19 protein-coding genes and 1 tRNA gene are annotated in these 19,245 nt (G+C 53.3%); 14 read left to right on the plus strand and 6 right to left on the minus strand.

Annotated elements, in window-relative coordinates; all coding sequences use genetic code 11:
- The first annotated feature begins 62 nt into the window (after positions 1-62).
- The 3 genes from trmB to trxA all read left to right on the plus strand — a co-directional run bounded on the left by trmB (position 63) and on the right by trxA (position 1,264).
- Positions 63-704: a tRNA (guanosine(46)-N7)-methyltransferase TrmB gene (trmB, locus tag ACI6NM_RS10695; RefSeq protein WP_158360223.1), complete on the plus strand. Its 642-nt coding sequence runs from the start codon at positions 63-65 to the stop codon at positions 702-704.
- Positions 705-777: 73 nt separating this feature from the next.
- A complete protein-coding gene (locus tag ACI6NM_RS10700; RefSeq protein ID WP_022274270.1) occupies positions 778-924 on the plus strand; it encodes a hypothetical protein in 147 nt (48 codons plus the stop codon).
- Between the two features lie 22 nt (positions 925-946).
- On the plus strand, positions 947-1,264 hold the full coding sequence (gene trxA, locus ACI6NM_RS10705; RefSeq protein WP_330599956.1) for a thioredoxin: 318 nt from the start codon (positions 947-949) through the stop codon (positions 1,262-1,264).
- A gap of 22 nt (positions 1,265-1,286) precedes the next feature.
- On the opposite strand, the gene ACI6NM_RS10710 is transcribed toward trxA, so the two are convergent.
- Genes ACI6NM_RS10710 through ACI6NM_RS10725 form a run of 4 tightly spaced genes read right to left on the minus strand, consistent with a single transcriptional unit; the run spans position 1,287 to position 6,135 of the window.
- Entirely contained in the window at positions 1,287-2,423 is a 1,137-nt protein-coding gene (locus ACI6NM_RS10710) for an ABC transporter permease (protein ID WP_262427691.1), read from the minus strand.
- Positions 2,420-3,607 (minus strand): ABC transporter permease, encoded by a 1,188-nt coding sequence (locus ACI6NM_RS10715; RefSeq protein WP_262427690.1) that lies wholly within the window; start codon positions 3,605-3,607, stop codon positions 2,420-2,422. Before ACI6NM_RS10715 ends, ACI6NM_RS10710 begins: the two co-directional genes overlap by 4 nt.
- Before the next feature lies 1 nt (position 3,608).
- Positions 3,609-5,441, minus strand: a complete 1,833-nt coding sequence (locus ACI6NM_RS10720) for a zinc ribbon domain-containing protein (protein ID WP_262427689.1) — start codon at positions 5,439-5,441, stop codon at positions 3,609-3,611.
- Positions 5,442-5,460: 19 nt separating this feature from the next.
- The gene (locus tag ACI6NM_RS10725; RefSeq protein ID WP_262427688.1) at positions 5,461-6,135 is read right to left on the minus strand and encodes an ABC transporter ATP-binding protein; all 675 of its coding nucleotides are present in this window, start codon (positions 6,133-6,135) and stop codon (positions 5,461-5,463) included.
- Positions 6,136-6,190: 55 nt separating this feature from the next.
- Between ACI6NM_RS10725 and ACI6NM_RS10730 the strand changes: the two genes are divergently transcribed.
- The 3 genes from ACI6NM_RS10730 to ACI6NM_RS10740 all read left to right on the plus strand — a co-directional run bounded on the left by ACI6NM_RS10730 (position 6,191) and on the right by ACI6NM_RS10740 (position 7,629).
- On the plus strand, positions 6,191-6,355 hold the full coding sequence (locus tag ACI6NM_RS10730; protein WP_215654432.1) for a hypothetical protein: 165 nt from the start codon (positions 6,191-6,193) through the stop codon (positions 6,353-6,355).
- Positions 6,326-6,398, plus strand: a tRNA-Lys gene (locus ACI6NM_RS10735). Before ACI6NM_RS10730 ends, ACI6NM_RS10735 begins: the two co-directional genes overlap by 30 nt.
- 244 nt (positions 6,399-6,642) lie before the next feature.
- Positions 6,643-7,629, plus strand: coding sequence for a 1-aminocyclopropane-1-carboxylate deaminase/D-cysteine desulfhydrase (locus ACI6NM_RS10740; RefSeq protein WP_262427687.1), 987 nt, complete (start codon positions 6,643-6,645; stop codon positions 7,627-7,629).
- Between the two features lie 41 nt (positions 7,630-7,670).
- Here the strand turns inward: ACI6NM_RS10740 and ACI6NM_RS10745 are convergent, their stop codons facing one another.
- Positions 7,671-8,534: a YitT family protein gene (locus tag ACI6NM_RS10745; RefSeq protein ID WP_215654423.1), complete on the minus strand. Its 864-nt coding sequence runs from the start codon at positions 8,532-8,534 to the stop codon at positions 7,671-7,673.
- 300 nt (positions 8,535-8,834) lie between these two features.
- On the opposite strand from ACI6NM_RS10745, the gene ACI6NM_RS10750 reads away from it, so the two are divergent.
- The 8 genes from ACI6NM_RS10750 to ACI6NM_RS10785 all read left to right on the plus strand — a co-directional run bounded on the left by ACI6NM_RS10750 (position 8,835) and on the right by ACI6NM_RS10785 (position 17,373).
- Positions 8,835-10,553, plus strand: a complete 1,719-nt coding sequence (locus ACI6NM_RS10750; protein WP_262427686.1) for a peptide ABC transporter substrate-binding protein — start codon at positions 8,835-8,837, stop codon at positions 10,551-10,553.
- A 99-nt stretch (positions 10,554-10,652) separates the two neighbouring features.
- Entirely contained in the window at positions 10,653-11,600 is a 948-nt protein-coding gene (locus tag ACI6NM_RS10755; RefSeq protein WP_262427685.1) for an ABC transporter permease, read from the plus strand.
- Positions 11,590-12,534: an ABC transporter permease gene (locus ACI6NM_RS10760; protein ID WP_262427684.1), complete on the plus strand. Its 945-nt coding sequence runs from the start codon at positions 11,590-11,592 to the stop codon at positions 12,532-12,534. Before ACI6NM_RS10755 ends, ACI6NM_RS10760 begins: the two co-directional genes overlap by 11 nt.
- Before the next feature lie 26 nt (positions 12,535-12,560).
- Positions 12,561-13,628 (plus strand): ABC transporter ATP-binding protein, encoded by a 1,068-nt coding sequence (locus tag ACI6NM_RS10765; protein WP_262427683.1) that lies wholly within the window; start codon positions 12,561-12,563, stop codon positions 13,626-13,628.
- Positions 13,628-14,602, plus strand: coding sequence for an ABC transporter ATP-binding protein (locus ACI6NM_RS10770; protein WP_262427682.1), 975 nt, complete (start codon positions 13,628-13,630; stop codon positions 14,600-14,602). Before ACI6NM_RS10765 ends, ACI6NM_RS10770 begins: the two co-directional genes overlap by 1 nt.
- A 27-nt stretch (positions 14,603-14,629) precedes the next feature.
- Positions 14,630-15,409 carry a nitroreductase family protein gene (locus ACI6NM_RS10775; protein WP_262427681.1) on the plus strand — a complete coding sequence of 260 codons (780 nt, stop codon included), beginning with the start codon at positions 14,630-14,632 and terminating at the stop codon, positions 15,407-15,409.
- Between the two features lie 131 nt (positions 15,410-15,540).
- Entirely contained in the window at positions 15,541-15,990 is a 450-nt protein-coding gene (locus tag ACI6NM_RS10780; protein ID WP_438500867.1) for a MarR family transcriptional regulator, read from the plus strand.
- Positions 15,991-16,134: 144 nt separating this feature from the next.
- A complete protein-coding gene (locus tag ACI6NM_RS10785; protein WP_262427680.1) occupies positions 16,135-17,373 on the plus strand; it encodes a 6-phosphofructokinase in 1,239 nt (412 codons plus the stop codon).
- A 68-nt stretch (positions 17,374-17,441) separates the two neighbouring features.
- On the opposite strand, the gene ACI6NM_RS10790 is transcribed toward ACI6NM_RS10785, so the two are convergent.
- Positions 17,442-19,037 carry a Na+/H+ antiporter NhaC family protein gene (locus tag ACI6NM_RS10790; protein ID WP_215654407.1) on the minus strand — a complete coding sequence of 532 codons (1,596 nt, stop codon included), beginning with the start codon at positions 19,035-19,037 and terminating at the stop codon, positions 17,442-17,444.
- Positions 19,038-19,245 lie beyond the last annotated feature (208 nt).

Here is a 19,245-nt window from a genome sequence, read left to right on the forward strand (position 1 = left end):
ACAGGATGGTAAAATAGCAGATACAAAAAACAGATGAAAACAGATCAGGAGGACATAAAAATATGAGATTACGCCATATTAAAGGCGCAGAAGAGCAGATCGCAGAAAGCCCCTATGTGATCCAGGATCCCCAGGGCTTAAAGGGAAAATGGCATGAATTTTTTGGAAACCAGAATCCGATCCGTATCGAGGTGGGTATGGGAAAGGGAAAATTCATCATGGAACTGGCGGAAAAGAATCCGGATGTGAATTACATTGGTATTGAACGGTATTCCAGCGTGCTGTTAAGGGGGCTCCAGAAGCGGTCCCAGCTGGAGCTGTCCAACATTTACTTCATGCGGATCGATGCCCTGGAGCTGGCGGACGTTTTTGATGCCGGAGAGGTGGACCGGATCTATCTGAATTTCTCGGATCCGTGGCCCAAGGACCGTCACGCCAAGAGACGGCTGACCTCTGACCGGTTTCTTCCTATTTATGATCAGATCCTTAAAAAAGACGGGATCATCGAATTTAAAACCGACAACCAGGACCTGTTCCGGTACTCCCTGGAGTCCATTCCGGAAGCCGGATGGACGGTGGATGCCCACACCTTCGATCTTCACAACAGCGAAATGGCGGAGGGGAATGTGATGACCGAGTACGAGACAAAGTTCTGCTCAGAGGGAAAGCCCATCTGCAAGCTGGTGGCGTCCAGAAAAAAATAAGAGTTCTCTTTTTAAAAGGATAGAAGGTGCCGGCCTGCATACAATATTACGAGAAAACAGCCATGGAGCGTTTATGGACATAAAGACCAGGATCCGGAGGAGCCTAGCCAGGGCAACCTGCGATAAGACGGAGCTGGACCGCACAGTGCTGCGGTTTAAAAAGTGTTTTGACGAGGCCAGCGCCGCGCTCTGCGGAAAGGGTAAAAAAACAAAAAAATAAAAATCATAAAGGAGAAATGCATATGGAAAAAATGTTTACAGCCGCTGATTTTGACACAGAGGTACTGGGTTCGGATAAACCTGTTCTTGTGGATTTTTTTGCCACCTGGTGCGGCCCCTGTAAAATGATGGCTCCGGCAGTGGAAAAGCTGGCGGAGGAGTATGAGGGAAGGGCTGTGATCGGAAAGCTGGATGTGGAGGAGAGCATGGATATCGCAGGCCGCTACGGCGTTATGAACGTTCCCACGCTGATCCTTTTTAAGGATGGCAGGGCTGTGGAGCGGAAGGTGGGCCTTCAGAGCGCCTCTGACCTCAGAAAGCTCCTGGATTCGGTTTTATAAGCGCGGGCCGTTCCACTGGCTTTTAAGGCCAGTGGAAGAAGCCTCGGAGGTAGTAATAAGGCAGAAAGAGCCTTCCGGCCTGTCCAAGCCCGGGAAGAAGCCGTTCTGCATCAAAAAATACGGGGCAGAAGACCAGGCTTCCGATGATGAAGAAGGGGATCGCAGCGCCCAGGGCCTCCGGCGTTTTAAGGATGGCTCCCAGGGCCATGGAGAAAACGGAAACGGCAAGGGCGTAAAGGGCCATGGCCGCCGCCTCCGGGAGGATGGCCGCCGCACCGCCGGATGAGATTCCCGGTCCTCCCGAGAGGAGCACCGCAGAAAGTCCGGACAGGGCCGCCAGGGCCACAGGAGCCGCCAGGGAGGCGAAGCGGCAGGAAAGGCGGAGACGGACCGGAAGAGGGGTAAAAAGCCCCCTGCGGCTGTCTTCTGCGGCTGTGACCGCGCTGTAAAGTCCAGTGATAAAAAGGAACACGGCCGTCAGCCCACGGACTGGAAAGAGGCCTGGGGAAGGGGCTGCGGTCCCGGTCTCCCCGGAGCCGTTTCCGGTCTGTCCCGGCGAATACGTGTATACATACTCAAAACGGAAGGTACTGCCGTCCTCCATCCGTTCCTTATAAAGGTCTCCGGCCTGTCCGGAGGCCTTTTTCCGTTCCGGGGATCCCGCAGCCCCCAGGGCGTCAAAGGCGGCGCCCTGCTCCACGTAATCCTCCAGGATATCCTTGTTCTGGATGGCGGCCAGCTCTGAGAATACCACCTCGGTGGAAAGGGAGGCCGTCATGGTGGAGGGAGCGGAAAAAACGGTGATGGAGCGTTTAAAGCGTCCGCTGTTTATTTTCTGTTCCAGGTTTTCGGGGATCAGATATCCGCACTCTGCCTTCCGGGCGGCCACATGGTCCCGTACCTGCTGTTCATTTTCGCATGGATAAAAAGAGAACAGTCCCGTATCCCGGGCCAGGAGATTCTCCTTTAACCGGTTTCCCAGGCTGGCCGGCTCTGGATCCAGACAGCAGACGGCGATCCGTACCGTACCGTCCTTCCCGTTTTCCATCCTGGATGCGGCGAGGGCGGTCAGAGGAAGGGCGGCCAGAAGGAGCAGAAACGGGATCCGCTTCAGATATCGCTTGCAGCATAAGAAAAACCATAGAATGACTTTTTTCATGGGCGTTTTACCTCAAATGCCAGGCTTATGAAAGTTCCCGCCAGGAAAACTGCCGGGAGCGCCGCAAAGATCCAGGGCTCCCAGTGGGCGGTGACAGCCATTTTTACAGTCTCAATGAAAATATAGGGCGGAAGGAACGGGGCCGCCTTCTGGAAGGCAGAGGGAAGGAACACCAGGGGCAGGATCCCGCCGGAAAAAAAGTGCAGCGCTGTGGCTCCCAGGAACAGAAAAAGTACGCCTCCCATCCGGTTCCCCGCCGCCTGGAAGGCGCATACAGCCAGGGATGCCGCAGAAACGCTTAAGAGCAGAAGCGCTGCGGGAAGTGCGGAGGAAAACGGAATGGCGCCTGTAAGGACAGCTGCGGAGGAGGCAGACAGGAGAAGGATCATATAGAGAAGGGCCAGCCCCAGGATCCGGGAGAGGATCATGGAAACGGGACCGACGCCGGCCAGGAGGAGCTGTCTGCGCAGCACAGGATCCAGGGGCTGGAGAAAGCCCGAAACAGGGATGGCTGACAGCATAAGGGCCAGGATGAAAAGGCTGATGGCATAAAAGACCACCGGCTTTACATCCCCCGAGGCGCTCACCGCCGTTTTCCGGAACAGCTCACCGCGGGGGAGGCTGTATTCCAGATACAGGCGGTTCAGATCCCGCTCCAGCTGTGCCCTGGCCTCTGAGCAGTGAAACTGGTCCAGGACCTCGTCCCCGGCGTAGATCCCGGCCTGGGCGGCGCTTAAGGTCTGCGCCCCCGCATCGGCCAGCTCCTTAAAGATCCGGCTTTCCACTCCGGCGTTCTCCGGAAGAAGCACGGAGACCGGTGTGTTGACGCCGCTCATGATGTCCTGGACAAAGCCCTCCGGCACCAGCAGGGCGGCCAGAAGCTCTCCGTTTTCCATCCCTTCCAGACACTCCTCCCGGCTCATGTAGGAAAGATCACAGATACTTTTTACACTTTCCAGAGAGCTGAGCATGGAGGTCACCTGCTTCGCTAAAATGTCGTTTTCAGGAAGAGCTACGCCGACGGTGATCCGCCCCGCCGCCTGACCGCCGTACAGGGCCTTGCCTGCCAGAAGGGCAGCCGCACCCATGAAAAACATCAGTACGGCTGCCCCGGCTGCCATCAGAGGGAGGCATTTCAGCGCCCGTTTTAATTCCAGCTTCAGATAAAACAGACGTATCTTCATATTAATATAAGGGGATTCCCAGCCGGTCGGCCACTTCCATGAACCCGTAAGCGCCTTCCATGATCAGGGAATACCAGTCCTCTTCAGTGGCGGCCAGAACGTCCATGGGAGTTCCCTCCAGGGGAGCGATCTCGCCGGAAAGAGGTTTAAAATAGTAATTGCCGCTGAAGATCAGGGAAGAGTCAGCGGTGGAGATCTCCAGGGAGTCGATATCCGCCTGGATGCTCGTTCCCTTTTCCAGCTGGCTTACGATGCCGGAGGCGGAGATCTTAAAGAGCTGGGATCCGTTTTCCACGGCTTCCAGGGAAATATGGTAATCGCCGCTTTCTGTTATGTAGCTGCCGGAATACAGGATGGAAACAGACGGAGCGCTGTCTCCGGAGCCGGACACAAGATCCAGGGAAGCGTCACAGGTGAGCTTTTTATCGTCATAAACACCCTGCTTTACCAGGTATAGAGCCATGGCGTCGTCGCCGCTTCCGATGGTGAGCTGGCCGGTGAGGTTCTGGAGCGGGTATGCGCCGCCTTCAAACACAGCTTCAAAGGCCACCTCAGTGGGAACGGTCTGGCTGTCGCCGTCGCTGCCTGTGATCCCGCCGTTTATTACAGTGGAGCCCAGGACTGAGGTGAGCACGCCGTCCTTATCCAGGTATACGGTCATCTGGATGTCCGTCAGGGACGCGTCCAGGGCCTGGATCATCTGGTCTGCGGCTGCCTTTGCTTCCTCGTAGGCGTCTGCCTGAAGCTCTTCGGCTGTGGCGGGAACAGAGCCGCCCATGAGACCGTTCAGCTTTACGGTCAGCTCCAGCTGGCGCAGGTACTGGTTTTTCAAGGCGTCATCCTGGAGGAAAAAGTCCGAGGAGGTCCGCAAGAAGTCGATCAGCGCCGCCTTGCTGACCAGCACAGAGTAGCCGCGGCATTCCTTTTCCTGTCCATTGACAGTAACGGTGCTTTTATCAGTCTTTTCCACGGTCAGCGCCGCCTTGAAATTTTCCTGGGCCTTGCAGCCCTCTCTGTAACGGTCCATAAGGGCGGGAAGATCCAGCGTGTTTCCTCCCGCAGCGGCATTTTCTTCGGCCAGGGCAGTGACCTCCGTCAGATAAGCGGCTGCCGCGTCGGCAGAGATGCCGTTTTCATCCAGAAGGCGGCTCATGGCAGGGGAATTTTTGATCCGGTCTGCCAGGCCGTCTCCCAGATCCATGGTGAGGACCTTTTCCGACAGCTCCGGGATGGCGGCCATCAGCGTGTGGTCTCCATAATAAAGATCCAGGTTTACCACATCCATGCCATTGTAAACGACTCCCACGTTGGCATCGCTCTTCTTATTTGAAACATCATTCCGGCTGGAAATGCGGAGACCGCCGCCGGTAAGGGCGTTCAGCTCTTCCATGGAGCTGCTGTCCAGGCTTAAGGTCAGACCTGCTTCTGCATCAGAGGAGACAGAAGCGCTGGAAAACTGGCTGAGTCCGAAAATATCCTCAGCTGGAGATACCTGTTCGTGGGAAAAGGCTGTTTGAAAAGCATCTACCACGGCTTCCTTGGGATCTTTGGCGTTCATCTGAGTGAAGGCAAAGGCCGCTGCCGCTCCTGCGGCTGCCACCACGCCTGCGGCGATCAGAATCTTCATCCCTTTCTTTCCGGGCTTTGGTTCCTCCGGTACAGAGGGGAGAGAACCGGAGGACGGGGCTGTTTCAGAGGCAGGGCTGTCTCCGCCGGAGACGGATCCGGTCTCCTGGGGATCCGTCTGGGCAAACTCCAGGGTCAGATCTGCATGGCATACGGGACAAATGGTACTTCCTTCGGGAATTTCTGCTCCACATTTAAAACAAATCATATAGTTCCTCCATTTCTGTTTATTGAAACTGTCGGATCAGCTCTTCGGCTGAGAGACTGTTTCTGGTCTTAGTCAGAACTCCGTCCTTTAAGACGTACATACTGGTACACAGGGCCAGCTCCTCCATTTCATGGGAGGTAAGGATCACAGTCCCTCCGTCTGCCGTGTAGGCTTTCAGATAGGCCTGTATATCCCGTTTACATTCCAGGTCCAGGGCGGCTCCTGGTTCGTCCATAATGAGGACAGGAGCGCGGCCTGAAAGGGCGCAGGCGATGCTGAGGCGCTTTTTCATGCCTCCGGACAGGGTATCCACCCGCTTCTTCAGCATGGGGCCGATCCCCAGGACAGAGCTGCAGCCCTCTGTCAGATCCCTCTCCATCTCCTTCCGGCTTCCGCGGTGCCATAAAAGCAGGTTGTCTTTTACCGACAGCTCTCCGATCAGCGGGTTCTCCTGGGGAACATAGGCCGTAAGGTCAGCGGCAGCCCCGGACCTTCCCCGGATCTCGGTCCCATTGATGCGGATGCTCCCGCTGTCTGCACGCAGGGCTCCCGCCAGGATCGACAGAAGCGTGGTCTTTCCGCAGCCATTGGTTCCGACGATTCCCACGCACTGGCCGGGCCCGGCTGAAAAGCTGACGCCGTTTAGGATCCTGTGTTTTCCATAGGACTTACAGATTCCGGAAACCTCCAACATAAGCCGTCCTCCTTCCTGTTTTATGGCCCTTATTTTACCATATGAGAGGGGGGTGATGGAAGCGTTTTGGGAAAACGTAAAAAAGTTTAAAAAAAAAGTAAAAAAAGGTGTTGACTTTTTCGGAACCTTGTCATATAATAATGGACGTGTCAAGGAGATAACACAGAGACACAGAAAAACAAAATACCAAGCGCCTTTAGCTCAGTTGGTAGAGCAGTAGACTCTTAATCTATTTGTCCGGGGTTCGAGCCCCCGAAGGCGCACTGAAAGGTTCCGATTTTGCAGACTTAGGGATGTGGGGTTGGGACTTTTTTTATTGCTTAATCGCATCTGGAAGTCTTGTGTTGAAGCTGCAAACAGCCGATAAGAAAAAATTCTGAATTGCAAGAATCGGTCTGTCTAAGTGAGGCTCGCTATGCTATACTGGAATTATGGATTACACGCTGCATCAGAGGGGGTAAAAAAGGCTTTTGCCCCAATATTTCATTTATAAGGAGTGTAGGAGATATGAGAGAGCGGATCGAAGATTTTTTGGACCGGACGGAGCGGGTACAGCTACTGGCTGCGCCTACGCCGCTTCACGCACTTTCTGGTTTTTCGGAATATAAAGATGTACAGGCTTATATAAAAAGAGACGATATGACCGGGCTTGGACCGGGAGGGAATAAGGTCCGGAGCCTGGAATATATCCTTGGGGAGGCGGTTTCCATAGGATGCAAAAAAATCCTGGCGGCGGGGCCTGTGCAATCGAATCTCTGTACGCTGACGGCGGCGGCCTGTGCCAGGCTGGGGCTGGAGTGTGAGCTGGTGCATAATGGAGAGGAGCCGGAGAAAAAAGAGGGAAATCTTCTGCTTAACGGGCTTCTTGGAACGGTTTCCCATTTTTTAGGGAGCTGTGATTCCAGTGAAAGGAATGCATATACAGAGGAATTGGCAGCTTCCTATGAAAAGGCTGGGATTCCTTCGTATGTGGTGCGAAACGGGGCGACGACTGGACGTGGAGCACTGGGCTATACTGCCGCTGTACGTGAAATGAAGCGGCAATGTGAGGAAATGCAGATCCATAACATGACGATCTTTGCTCCTGGAGGAAACGGAGGCGTAGCCGCCGGTCTGATCTATGGGAATGAAATGCTCGGCAGGCCGTTCCGCATCGTGATTATAAGTGTGGAGGATGACCGGGATACCCTGATCCGGCACATTGAGAAAACCATACATGAGACAGAGAAAATTACAGGGATTACAATGGAGGCAGCTGTGGAGGAGACCGCTGAGATATCTGATCTGTACAGAGGAGCCGGATGGGGCATGGATACCAGGGAAAGCAAGGAGGAGATCCTGCGCTTTTCAAGGCAGGAGGGCATTTTTATTGAAAATATTTATAACAGTAAGGTTGTTGTTGGAATGAAGGACTGGATCAGAAAAGGGAAGGCAAAGGGAGCCGTGTGCTATCTTCATACCGGGGGCTTTGGCTCCTTGTTTGCACAGTATTAGAAATATTCAGATATCAGAGCAAAGCCCCCGGCGGAGAGGTCCTACGGCTCCATCTTCCCAATGGAGAAGCCGCGGCCTCTGGCCTCGTTGACACGGGCAATGGTCATAAAGGCCTTGGGATCGATCTCCGTGACCAGATCGCTGAGCTCGTTTAACTCCCTGGAGGTGAGGATGGTCATGACCTCGCAGGATTCCTCTCCCGTATAGCCTCCGGCGATGTGGTACAGGGTGACGCCGCGGTTGATCTGGGTCTTGATGGCATCGGTGATCTTCTGGTAGTCCTTGCTGATGATCCGTACCTGCATCCGGCTCTTTCCCATGGTGGAGGCCTTATCGGCGATCATGGAATACAGGATGATGAGGATGATGCTGTACAGGGCCTTTTCCAGCTGGGAATAAGGGATCTGGAAAAGGAGGATCACGATATCAAAGCCGTACATGGACACAGACAGGGGGATCCCCAGCTTCTTTTTAAGAAGGAGCACAGGAACGTCGTTTCCTCCGGTGGAGGAACCGGCACGGATCACCAGGCCGATGCCTGCTCCGATCAGAAGGCCGCCTAAGACTGTGGCCAGCATGGGATCCGCAGTGAGCGGCTCAGTGACCACAAGCTGGATCTGGCTTAAAAGGAACGGGAACAGAAAGCTGCTGATCAGCGTCGTGACCGCAAAATGTTTTCCCAGGGTGAGTGCGCCCACCACGAACATAATGGCGTTGTAGCCGCCCAGGAACACGGCCACAGGAATGTGGAAATAGTGGGCGGCCAGAAGTCCCAGACCGGTGGCCCCGCCGCTCATCAGCTCCTCCGGGATCACGAAGGCGCCTACACCGATGGACATGAGGACGTTTCCGGCCAGCACCAGAAGCAGTTCCATGACCCGTTTCTTCATTTTTTCATTTGTCATATTCTTTCTCCCTTCAAATTGGCAAAGCAAAAAAGAAAGCGGGCTCTTCAAAGCCCGCTGCGTCTGTTGATTCCGTTTTCCTTTGCATTACCATAGCTCTACCCCATTTGTTTTCTAAAGCTGTCCTTTTATTATATCATCATTTGTGTGGGCTGCATAGGGGGAAATAGAGAAAATCTATAAGTGAATGTCAACTTGATAGATTTTTCAAAGTTGACAAACAGGTATGGCGTTGATATAGTGTCTGTGGTTCAATAACCAGAAAATATATACAAAACGTACAATTTTGGGGAGGAAGACATGAAGAAAAAGGTAGCAGTTCTGCTTGCCATGGCCATGGCAGCGGGCGTTCTGTCCGGCTGCGGCGGCAGCGGAGGAAAAGAAACAACAGCGGCAGCCACAGAAGCGGCTGATGCAAAGGAGACAACAGCGGCAGAGAAAGAGACCGCGAAAGAAACAGAAAAGGCAGACGAGGGAGAAAAGAAGCAGGCTTTAAGCGTATCCCTGGATGCAGAGCCGGATTCTCTGGATCTGGCAAAGGTTTCGGATATGTATTCTACCACCGTGGTATCCCAGATGATCGAGGGCCTTACAGCCATCCGTGTGGATGAAAACGGCGCTGAGACCGTAGAACCTGGAATGGCGGAGTCCTGGGAGTCCAGCGAGGACCAGATGACCTGGACCTTCCACTTAAGAGATGCCAAATGGGAAGACGGCGTGGATGTAAAGGCCGGGGATTTTGAGTACGCCATCAAGCGTATCCTGAATCCGGAGACCGCATCCCCGATCTCCGGCAATATCCTGTTCATCAAGAACGCAGAAGAGGCCGTTGCCGGCTCTGTTGGCATTGATGAGGTGGGCGTAAAGGCTTTGGATGACAAGACTCTGGAGATCCAGCTGGCATATCCGGCTCCTTACTTCTTAAGCAGTTGTGCAGGAAGCTCTATGCTGCCCATGAGACAGGACATCGTAGAGGCCAACGGCGACTCCTATGGAACCGAGGCAGATAAGATCGTTGGAAACGGACCGTTCTCCTTAAAGGAGTGGGTGCATAATTCCAAGATCAGCTATGTGAAGAACCCCTCTTACTGGAATGCAGATGCTGTGAAGCTGGAAGAGCTGACCATGAAGATCATCAACGAGGAGACCGCAAGGATCGGTGAGTTCGAGAACGGCGGCATTGACGTGGTTCCGGTTTCCACTGCCGAGTGGGTGGAGAAGCTGGATCAGAATAAGGATTATGTAAAGAAGGTGGTAAGCCTTCCGAGAACGGAGTACCTGTTCTTCAACCAGGAAGTGGAGCTGTTCTCCAACGAGAAGGTAAGGCAGGCATTCTCCATCGCTTTAAACAGAGAGGAGATCGCTTCTGAGGTCTACCAGGGAATGCAGGAGCCGGCATACGGCTGGATCCCCAACTCCATGCAGGTGGACGGCGTGAACTTCAGAGAGATGGCCGGCGAGCCCATCCAGGAGCTGATCGAAGAAAATCCAGATCCAAAGGCGCTTCTCATCGAAGGCTTAAAGGAGCTGGGCATGAGCGAGGATCCGTCCCAGGTGACCGTTCAGTTAATGAGCAGAAACACCTCCCAGGATATTGCAGAATACTTCCAGTATACCTTTAACACGGTTCTGGGCGTAAATGTAGAGATCGATCCCGTTGAGTGGCCGGTATTCCAGGAGAGAAACAGAGGACTGGATTATGAGATGGGCTTCAAGTCCTATGGCGCAGACTTTGACGATCCGTATTCCATGATGCAGCTTTGGATGACCGGCGTTAAGACAGTACCCACAGGCTGGTCCAACGAAGAATATGACAGACTGATGACAGAGGCAAGCCAGTCCCTGGATAAAGAGCTGAGAGCAAAGGATTACAAAGAGGCGGAAGCACTTGTTTTAAGAACAGCGACCATCTGCCCGTACGCATACTCCACAGATATCTCTTACTCCAAGAATTATGTAAAGAATATCATGGAGCCGGTATTCTCCTCCACTCTTTATAAGTACAGCTATATCGAGTAAGAAAAAACAGGCTGCCGCAAAAGGTCCGGAAAGGATCCTGCGGCGGCCTTTTTTTACGCAGGCGGGGAGCGCTCCATGTCTGCAGGAAAGAGGTAAAAAATGGGAAAATATATTTTAAAGCGGATCCTGTATGCAGTGATCGCGCTGTTTGTGGTCTCCACCATTGCCTTTTTTGCGGTCCGCATGATCCCGGGAAACCCCATTGAGGCAATGACGGAGAAGCTGCCCGATGAGATCCGGCAGCAGGTGTTCGAGCAGTACGGTTTTGACAAGCCCATCATGGAACAGTATAAGCTGTTTTTTAAGGAGCTGTTCACAGAAGGAGATCTGGGAGAATCCCTGAAGTACAGAGGAAGGAAGGTTACGGATACCATCGCTTCCTATGCGCCGGTATCGGGGCTTCTGGGAGCCGAGGCCATTGCCATCGGCGTGATCTCCGGTATCATCCTTGGGATCGTTGCGGCCTTAAACCGGGGGAAATGGCTGGACTATCTGGTCATGTTCATCGCAGTGGTCGGGATCGCGGTGCCAAACTTTGTGCTGGCGTCCTGCTTCCAGTATTTCCTGACCATCCGCTTTCATCTGTTCCCCACCACTGGATGGGAGGGATTTTCTTATACGGTTCTTCCGGCCCTGGCTCTGTCCTTTAACTCTACGGCCAAATACGCCAGATATATGCGGGCCAACTGTCTGGACGTGCTGAACCAGGATTATATCATTACTGCAAAATCCAAGGGGATGTCGAAATTCCGCCTGATCCGGAAGCATGTGCTGAAAAACTCCATCCTTCCCATCATCACGCTCCTTGGGCCGCAGATCGCCCTAATGTTCGGCGGAGCCTTTGTGATCGAACGGATCTTTGCCATTCCGGGCCTGGGCTCCTATTTCGTTTCTTCCGTTACGGACCGGGACTACACCATGGTCATGGGACAGACGATCTTTATCGCAGCCCTTTATATCCTGTCCGTTCTGATCGTTGATATCCTGTATGGATTCATTGATCCGCGGATCCGTATATCCCAGAGAGGAGGAAGAGATGGAAATTAAGACGATTGAAGAACTGGCATGCATACCAGTTGAAAATGATGATTTTGCGGCAGCGTCCGACCAGGACGAGGGGGACGTGATCCTGCGTCCGTCCTTAAACTACTGGCAGGACGCCTGGAGAAGGCTTAGAAAGAACCCGGTGGCCATCCTTGCCATCGTTATGCTGGCGGCGCTGGCGGTGATGTGCGTGGTGGGGCCTGGAATGACGGGCTACGACTACGACGCTGTCAGCCTTTCGGAAAAAAATGCGCTCCCCTCGTCGGACCACTGGTTTGGGACCGATAAGATGGGAAGGGATCTGTTTACCCGTGTATGGATCGGCGGACGGATCTCCATGATCCTGGGAATCGCAGGAGCTGCCATCGACATGCTCATCGGTGTGGTGTACGGCGGCGTAGCGGCGTATTTTGGAGGAAAGACCGACGCCATCATGATGCGGATCGTGGAGATCCTGGCCAGTATCCCCTATCTTCTCCTGGTGGTGCTGGTGTCCCTGATCGTAGGAAAGGGAGTCGGAAGCCTGCTGATCGCCATGTGTCTTACTGGCTGGTGCCATATGGCAAGGCTGGTCCGGGGACAGGTGCTCCAGCTGAAGGACCAGGAATATCTTCTGGCCGCGAAGGCTTTGGGAACACCCTGGTATAAGGTGATCTTCCGCCATCTGATCCCCAATACCCTGGGAGTGGTCATCGTGGCTGTGACCTTCGATGTGCCTTCCTTTATTTTCGGCGAGGCGTTCTTATCATATATCGGTCTGGGCGTACAGGCTCCCATGACCAGCTGGGGCTCCCTGGCCTCCAATGCCCAGCAGACCATGGCTTTTTACCCGTACCAGCTGTTTTTCCCGGCATTTTTTATCGCGCTGACCATGCTGAGCTTCCAGCTTCTGGGAGACGGCCTGCGGGATGCGTTGGATCCGAAGCTGAGACAGTGATGATATAAGGGAAAAAGGTGAACAAAATGAATGAACAGAAAACGAATTTTGATACAGAGACATCCAGGGACGATTCAGATGTGATCCTGGATGTACGGAATCTGGACGTATACTTAAATACATATTCCGGCCGGATTCATGCCGTAAGGGATGTGAGCTTTACGCTGAAAAAGGGAGAGACCCTGGTGGTGGTCGGGGAATCCGGCTGCGGAAAATCCATGACGGCCCGGGCCATCATGCAGCTTCTGCCGGAAAAGATCTCGGAGGTGGGAGAACGGTCCCAGATCCTGTTTAATGGCACGGATATTTTGAAAATGCCGGAAAAGAAGAAAGAAACCGAATTAAGGGGAAAATATATCTCCATGATCTTCCAGGATCCCACCACATTTTTAAATCCCACCATGACCGTGGGAGAGCAGATCGCAGAGAGCCTTCTGCTCCACAGTAAGATGAAAAAGAAGGAAGCCATGGAACAGGCCCTTTCCCTTCTTAAGATGGTAAAGATCACCAATCCCGAGAAGAGGATCCGCCAGTATCCCCATGAGCTGTCCGGCGGAATGCGCCAGAGGGTCATGATCGCCATGGCCCTGGCGTGCGAGCCGAAGATCCTGATCGCCGACGAGCCCACCACGGCTCTGGACGTGACTACCCAGGCAGATATCATGGAGCTGATCCGGGAGCTGCAGGAAAAGATGGGAACATCGGTGATCCTGGTGACCCATGACCTGGGCATCGCCGCAGAGGTAGGAGACCGGATCCAGGTCATGTATGCGGGGGAGATCATTGAGACGGGTACCAAGAGTGAGATCTTTAAAAAGGCGGTCCATCCATATACCTGGGCGCTGATGAAATCGGTTCCATCGGCCCAGAGCCAGACCGAGGAAAAGCTGTATTCCTTAAAGGGAACGCCGCCGGATCTGATCGCGCCGCCCAAGGCATGTGCCTTTGCCCCCAGATGTGAGTACTGTATGGGGATCTGCCGCCGGCTGCACCCGGTCATGGCAGCTGAATCCGAAAGCCACAGCGCCGGCTGCTGGCTGATGCATCCGGACGCTCCGAAGCCGGAACAGCTGGGGAAGGGAGGAACCATATAATGGAAGAAAAGCAGGTACTGGTAAGGATCGAGGATCTGTGTAAATATTTCAGACTCAGCTCCAAGGAAGAGCTGAAGGCCGTGGATCATGTGTCCTTTGATATTTTCCGCAATGAGACCGTGGGCATCGTGGGAGAATCGGGATGCGGAAAAACGACTCTGGGCCGGACTGTGCTGGGGCTGTATCCGGCCACGTCGGGCCGGGTCCTGTTTGACGGGATGGACGTCCACAGCGCCGGGAAACGGGAAATGCGCGAATTTAAAAAGCGCGCCCAGATCATGCTCCAGGATCCCTATGCATCCTTAAACCCCAGAATGACCGTGCGGGATATCATTGCCGAGGGGCTGGAGACACGGGGGAATTTTTCTAAAGCAGAAAAGGATGAAAGAGTCTGCGAGCTTCTTTCCCTGGTTGGCTTAAGACCGGAGTACCGTTCCCGGTATCCCCATGAATTTTCCGGCGGCCAGCGTCAGAGGATCGGAATTGCCAGGACTCTGGCTGTGGAGCCGGAGTTTATCGTCTGTGACGAGCCGATCTCTGCCCTGGACGTGTCCATCCAGGCCCAGATCGTCAACCTGTTTGGCGAGCTGAAGGAAAAGCTGGGTCTGACCTATCTTTTTATCGCCCATGACCTGTCCATGGTCCGCCATATTTCTGACCGGGTGGGCGTCATGTATCTGGGAATGATGGCGGAAATGGCAGACAGCCGGGAGTTGTATGAGAATCCGCGCCATCCCTATACAAAGGCCCTGCTTTCTGCGATCCCCAGTACGGATCCAGATCAGCCCATGAGCGGCAGACGGATCCGGATGGAGGGAGAAGTGGGAAGCCCTGTGAATCCTCCGGCCGGATGCCGGTTTGCCAGCCGCTGTCCGTGGGCCACTGACCGGTGCCGGAAGGAAATGCCCCTGCTGCGCCAGGTCGCCCCAGGACATTTCTGCGCCTGCCATCTGGAAGAGCGCCAGGGAACGTGATATAATCAAAGAAAAAAGGAGTATGCCATGAACATTTCAGAAGTCATTAAAAACAGGACGTCCTTAAGGGTATATGATGACCGGATGGTCGAGGATCAGGATCTGGAGAAGATCCTGGAGGCGGCGTCCCTGGCTCCCACTGCCGGGAATCAGCAGTTATATTCTGTCATCGTGATCAAAAGCCAGGAGACCAAGGATAAATTATCCGAAAGCTGTGATCACCAGCCATTTATCGCCAAGGCGCCGGTCCTTCTCCTGTTTGTTTCCGATCAGAAAAAATGGTTTGATTATTACCAGCTGGAGGGCTGCAAGGAGTTTTCTGAGCGGGAGCCCGGGCTTTTCTGGGAAGCTCCCAATGAATCGGATCTGATGCTCTCCATTGAGGATACCATGATCGCGGCACAGAATGCGGTGCTCATGGCTGAGTCTCTGGGGATCGGATCCTGCTATATCGGGGATATTCTGGAAAATTACGAGTTCCATAAGGAGCTGTTTGCTCTGCCGGATTATGTGGTGCCCATCTCCCTGGTATGCCTGGGATATTATAAGGAAGGCCATAAGCGGGTCCACAGAAAACGGTTCGACCAGAAATATGTGGTATTTGAGGAAAAATATAGAGAGCTTTCCGATGAAGAGCTGAAGGAAATGTTTGCAGAAAGGGCTGTCGGGTTCGTAAAGACTCCGACCAGCTCTGCGGAAAACTTCGCCCAGGCCTTTTACCGGAGAAAAACAGGGGCGGCCTTCTCCAAGGAGATGAAGCGGTCGGTACGCGCCATGCTGGCCGATTATACAAAGGAGTCCTGCTAGGGAAAAATAGAGGGATTCCGGCGTCTTTCCTTGATTTCCCGTCCGGGGATGTGGTATCATGTCTGTGCATAGCTAACCCGCTTCAGACGGAAGCGTATGTAAACGGACGAAAAAGAAAGGATCTCCTGACAGTGGATAAGTACGGAATCTTAAACGAGGTACTGGTGCGCCTGTTCCGCGACATTATGGACATAGAGGAAAAGGCCATCATTACGCCGGAATTCAAGGATATCACCAATAACGACATGCATGTGATCGAGGCCATCGGCACCGGTGCGCCTAAAAATATGTCCTCTATCGCCAGAGAGCTGTCGGTGACCGTGGGTACTCTGACCATCGCCATGAACAGCCTGGTGAAAAAGGGATATGTGGTCCGGGAACGGGGCCAGGAGGACCGGAGGGTGGTCTATATTTCCTTGTCTGACCGGGGACGGAAGGCCTTTGAGCACCATGCCAGGTTCCACCGGGAGATGATCGACGGGGTGACTGGGGATCTGAGCGAGGAGGAGATGCAGGTCCTGGTGAAGGCCCTTTCCCGTCTGGATGGCTGGTTCAGGGAAAAAGAGAGGCAAAATCAGTAAGTATATTGAAATATAGCGATTGAAAAAAGCCCCTGGATATCGTATAGTAGAATCCAAGTAGCTTTCCAGCGGGCCGGAACAGATCCGGTCCCGATGGAGTGAGAGAGGGAAAGCTGCAAAGAAATAGTAAGGGGGATTTTAATTATGAAAGGAAATGTAATCGTCGGACAATCCGGCGGACCGACTTCTGCCATCAACTCCAGTCTTGCGGGAGTATACAGAACGGCCATTGACCGGGGAGCGAAAAAGGTATATGGAATGCGTCACGGGATCCAGGGCCTTCTGGAGGAAAAGTATATTGACCTGTCCGAGCATATCCGCAATGAGCTGGATGAGGAGCTTTTAAAGAGAACGCCGGCGGCGTACCTGGGTTCCTGCCGGTATAAATTACCGGAAATCCATGAAAATCCGGAAATTTTTGAAAAGATCTTTGGGATCCTGGACAAGCTGGAGATCGAGTGCTTTATTTACATCGGCGGCAACGACTCCATGGACACCATCAAAAAGCTTTCCGATTACGCCATTGTAAAGGGCTATACCACAAAGTTCATCGGCGTTCCCAAGACCATTGACAACGATCTGGCTCTGACCGATCACACACCGGGCTACGGAAGTGCTGCCAAGTACATCGGAACCTCCACAAAGGAGATCATCCGCGACAGCAATGCCCTGGAATATGGAAAGGGACTTGTAACTGTCATTGAGATCATGGGACGGAATGCCGGATGGCTCACAGGTGCAGCCGCTCTTTCCAAGGGAGAGGATTGTGAAGGGCCGGATCTCATTTATCTGCCGGAGCTTGCCTTTGATGTGGAGAAGTTTGTGGAGAAGGTAAGGGGTCTTCTGGAGAAAAAACAGTCCGTTGTGGTTGCTGTTTCTGAGGGGATCCGCCTGGCAGACGGCCGCTATGTGTGCGAGCTGACCGACGGCGTGGATTATGTGGACGCCTTTGGCCACAAGCAGTTAAGCGGTACTGCCAACTACCTGGCCTGCCGGATCGCCAACGAGCTGGGGTGCAAGGCAAGGGGCATCGAGCTTTCCACACTTCAGCGAGCCGCTTCCCATCTGGTTTCCAGGATCGATATCATCGAGGCCTACCAGGTAGGCGGTGCGGCCGTAAAGGCAGCCGACGAAGGAGATACCGGAGAAATGGTGATCCTGGAGAGGATTTCCGACGATCCGTATCAGTGTACCACCAGCCTGAGGAATGTCCACAAGGTTTCCAACGTGGAAAAGGTAGTACCCAGAAAATGGATCAACGAGGATGGGGATTACGTGACGGAAGAATTTTTGAACTATGTAAAACCGCTGATCCAGGGAGATGTTCCGCCGATCATGGTGGACGGTATCCCGAGACATCTGTATCACAACGATAAGTGGTAAAGAAAAAAGAACAGCCACACCTTAACAGGTGCAGCTGTTCTTTTTTATGTAGATGAGACAGGATCGTCTTATTTCTTATGGTCTTCAGTCATGAACTTTCTGTAATTGGGATCGATGTTGTACTTCTTCATGTAGTACTTATGAAGAACGATCTGTAAGAAGTACAGGGCAACGATACCGATCGGGATCAGCACGAACGGTGAAACCCTTGTGAAGCCGAAGATCACGTACAGGACTGCGATCACAGAGATCACGGTTACAGCGTACGGAACCTGGGTTCCTACGTGTTCGATATGGTCAGCACCGGAGAAGATGGAGGCCATAACGGTGGTATCGGATACAGGTGAGCAGTGATCGCCGAAGATAGCGCCGGAAACAACTGCACCAGTCATACCGGTGGAGAATGTGATGTCGCCGGTGATGGCGTATCCAAGCTGGATCGCAAGAGGAGTCATGATAGCCATGGTTCCCCAGGAGGTACCAGTTGCGAAAGCAACCAGACAGGAGCAGACAAGCACCAGTAACGGAAGGAGACCGGTGGGGATGCTCTCGCCTACATAGGTAGCTACGAAATCGCCAAGGCCCATGCTCTTTGTTACAGAGCCCAGGGACCATGCCAAAACCAGGATCGCGCCGGTCATGGACATCAGCTTGAAGCCGTCAACGATGGTGGTCATGGTCTCTTCAAAGGTCATGATCCTGGTAGCCAGTGCCAGCACGATACCGGTAACTGCCATACCAAAGGAGCCCCAGTACAGAGCCTTCTGGGCGTCGCAGGCGTCAAGAATGGCCATGATGCCTGTGCCGGAACGGTCCGGATTGGTGATACCGGTGTAAAGGATACCGGCGATGATGATGGCAAATGCAATTACGATGGGAAGAACGAAGCACATGATCATGGGTTTTGTCTTTTTCGCTTCGCCAAGCTCGCTTCCAACGTCTAACATCGGTTTTGCAGTGGGGCTGGTGAACTGACCGGTGGTCAGGGCACGTACCTCAGCCTTTAACATGGGGCCGTAGTCTCTTCCTGTGTACATCATCATGCCTACGAAGATCAGGGTGAAGATGGAGTACATATTGAAGGGAAGGCCGTTGATGTAGGCGCTTACAGGTGTGATGCCGGTGATCCCAGCCATGTCAAGACCCTGGCCGATCATGCTGATCTGGTATGCGATCCAGTCAGAAATGAAGAATGCTGCGGCCGGAGCTGCGGTGGAGTCAAGAACATAGGAGAATTTCTCGGAAGAAATCCGATAATCCTTACAGATGTCACGGAACACGTTTCCGTCAACGGCTGCAACCAGACAGTCATTTACGGAGCAGACCATACCAAGGCCCCAGGTTCCCAGACATACGGAACGTCTCTTTTTGAAGCGTCTTTTGGCTGCTTCTGCCAGAGCGTAGCTGCCGCCCAGTCTCCAGATAAAGGCGATGCCAACGCCCATGAAGAGCGTGAAGAGGAGCAGAACAACGTTGTCCGCCATGTTTGTTGCCAGCGCATCCAGAGAATAGGACGCTGCTGCAAAGGGGTTCCAGTTGCTGATGACCAGAGCACCGGCGAAGAGTCCGGCAAACATGGAGATCAGTACCTGTTTGGTTGCGAAGCAAAGTCCGATTGCCACAACCGGGGGGATCAATGCCAAAATCCCATAGTTAGCTTCCATACAAATTCCTCCTTTTTAGCGGCTGTGCAGGAGGAGATTCTCCGGCTGCTCCTCCGTGCACCTGCCATTTAACTTTGTTACTGTGTATTTAAGCAATTTCTGTGCCGAAAGCGCACAAAAACTATAAAAAATGTACAAAAAAAACAAGGGAGACAAAGAGAATATTGATAGAAACGCCGCATTTTATAGGAAAAACAAATGTCTGTGG

The organism is Pilosibacter sp. YYHA0881, from assembly GCF_051602715.1.
Lineage (GTDB): Bacteria > Bacillota > Clostridia > Lachnospirales > Lachnospiraceae > Alitiscatomonas > Alitiscatomonas aceti.

What these genes read in the sequence shown, in the direction of transcription:
- ACI6NM_RS10715 (WP_262427690.1), bottom strand. Translation starts at nt 3,607, where the DNA reads ATGAAGATACGTCTGTTTTATCTGAAGCTGGAATTAAAACGGGCGCTG.
- ACI6NM_RS10790 (WP_215654407.1), bottom strand. Translation starts at nt 19,037, where the DNA reads ATGGAAGCTAACTATGGGATTTTGGCATTGATCCCCCCGGTTGTGGCA.
- ACI6NM_RS10760 (WP_262427684.1), top strand. Translation starts at nt 11,590, where the DNA reads ATGGAAATTAAGACGATTGAAGAACTGGCATGCATACCAGTTGAAAAT.
- ACI6NM_RS10745 (WP_215654423.1), bottom strand. Translation starts at nt 8,534, where the DNA reads ATGACAAATGAAAAAATGAAGAAACGGGTCATGGAACTGCTTCTGGTG.
- ACI6NM_RS10700 (WP_022274270.1), top strand. Translation starts at nt 778, where the DNA reads ATGGACATAAAGACCAGGATCCGGAGGAGCCTAGCCAGGGCAACCTGC.
- ACI6NM_RS10785 (WP_262427680.1), top strand. Translation starts at nt 16,135, where the DNA reads ATGAAAGGAAATGTAATCGTCGGACAATCCGGCGGACCGACTTCTGCC.
- ACI6NM_RS10775 (WP_262427681.1), top strand. Translation starts at nt 14,630, where the DNA reads ATGAACATTTCAGAAGTCATTAAAAACAGGACGTCCTTAAGGGTATAT.
- ACI6NM_RS10770 (WP_262427682.1), top strand. Translation starts at nt 13,628, where the DNA reads ATGGAAGAAAAGCAGGTACTGGTAAGGATCGAGGATCTGTGTAAATAT.
- ACI6NM_RS10730 (WP_215654432.1), top strand. Translation starts at nt 6,191, where the DNA reads ATGGAAGCGTTTTGGGAAAACGTAAAAAAGTTTAAAAAAAAAGTAAAA.
- ACI6NM_RS10720 (WP_262427689.1), bottom strand. Translation starts at nt 5,441, where the DNA reads ATGATTTGTTTTAAATGTGGAGCAGAAATTCCCGAAGGAAGTACCATT.
- ACI6NM_RS10765 (WP_262427683.1), top strand. Translation starts at nt 12,561, where the DNA reads ATGAATGAACAGAAAACGAATTTTGATACAGAGACATCCAGGGACGAT.
- ACI6NM_RS10710 (WP_262427691.1), bottom strand. Translation starts at nt 2,423, where the DNA reads ATGAAAAAAGTCATTCTATGGTTTTTCTTATGCTGCAAGCGATATCTG.
- ACI6NM_RS10740 (WP_262427687.1), top strand. Translation starts at nt 6,643, where the DNA reads ATGAGAGAGCGGATCGAAGATTTTTTGGACCGGACGGAGCGGGTACAG.
- ACI6NM_RS10725 (WP_262427688.1), bottom strand. Translation starts at nt 6,135, where the DNA reads ATGTTGGAGGTTTCCGGAATCTGTAAGTCCTATGGAAAACACAGGATC.
- ACI6NM_RS10755 (WP_262427685.1), top strand. Translation starts at nt 10,653, where the DNA reads ATGGGAAAATATATTTTAAAGCGGATCCTGTATGCAGTGATCGCGCTG.
- ACI6NM_RS10750 (WP_262427686.1), top strand. Translation starts at nt 8,835, where the DNA reads ATGAAGAAAAAGGTAGCAGTTCTGCTTGCCATGGCCATGGCAGCGGGC.
- trxA (WP_330599956.1), top strand. Translation starts at nt 947, where the DNA reads ATGGAAAAAATGTTTACAGCCGCTGATTTTGACACAGAGGTACTGGGT.
- trmB (WP_158360223.1), top strand. Translation starts at nt 63, where the DNA reads ATGAGATTACGCCATATTAAAGGCGCAGAAGAGCAGATCGCAGAAAGC.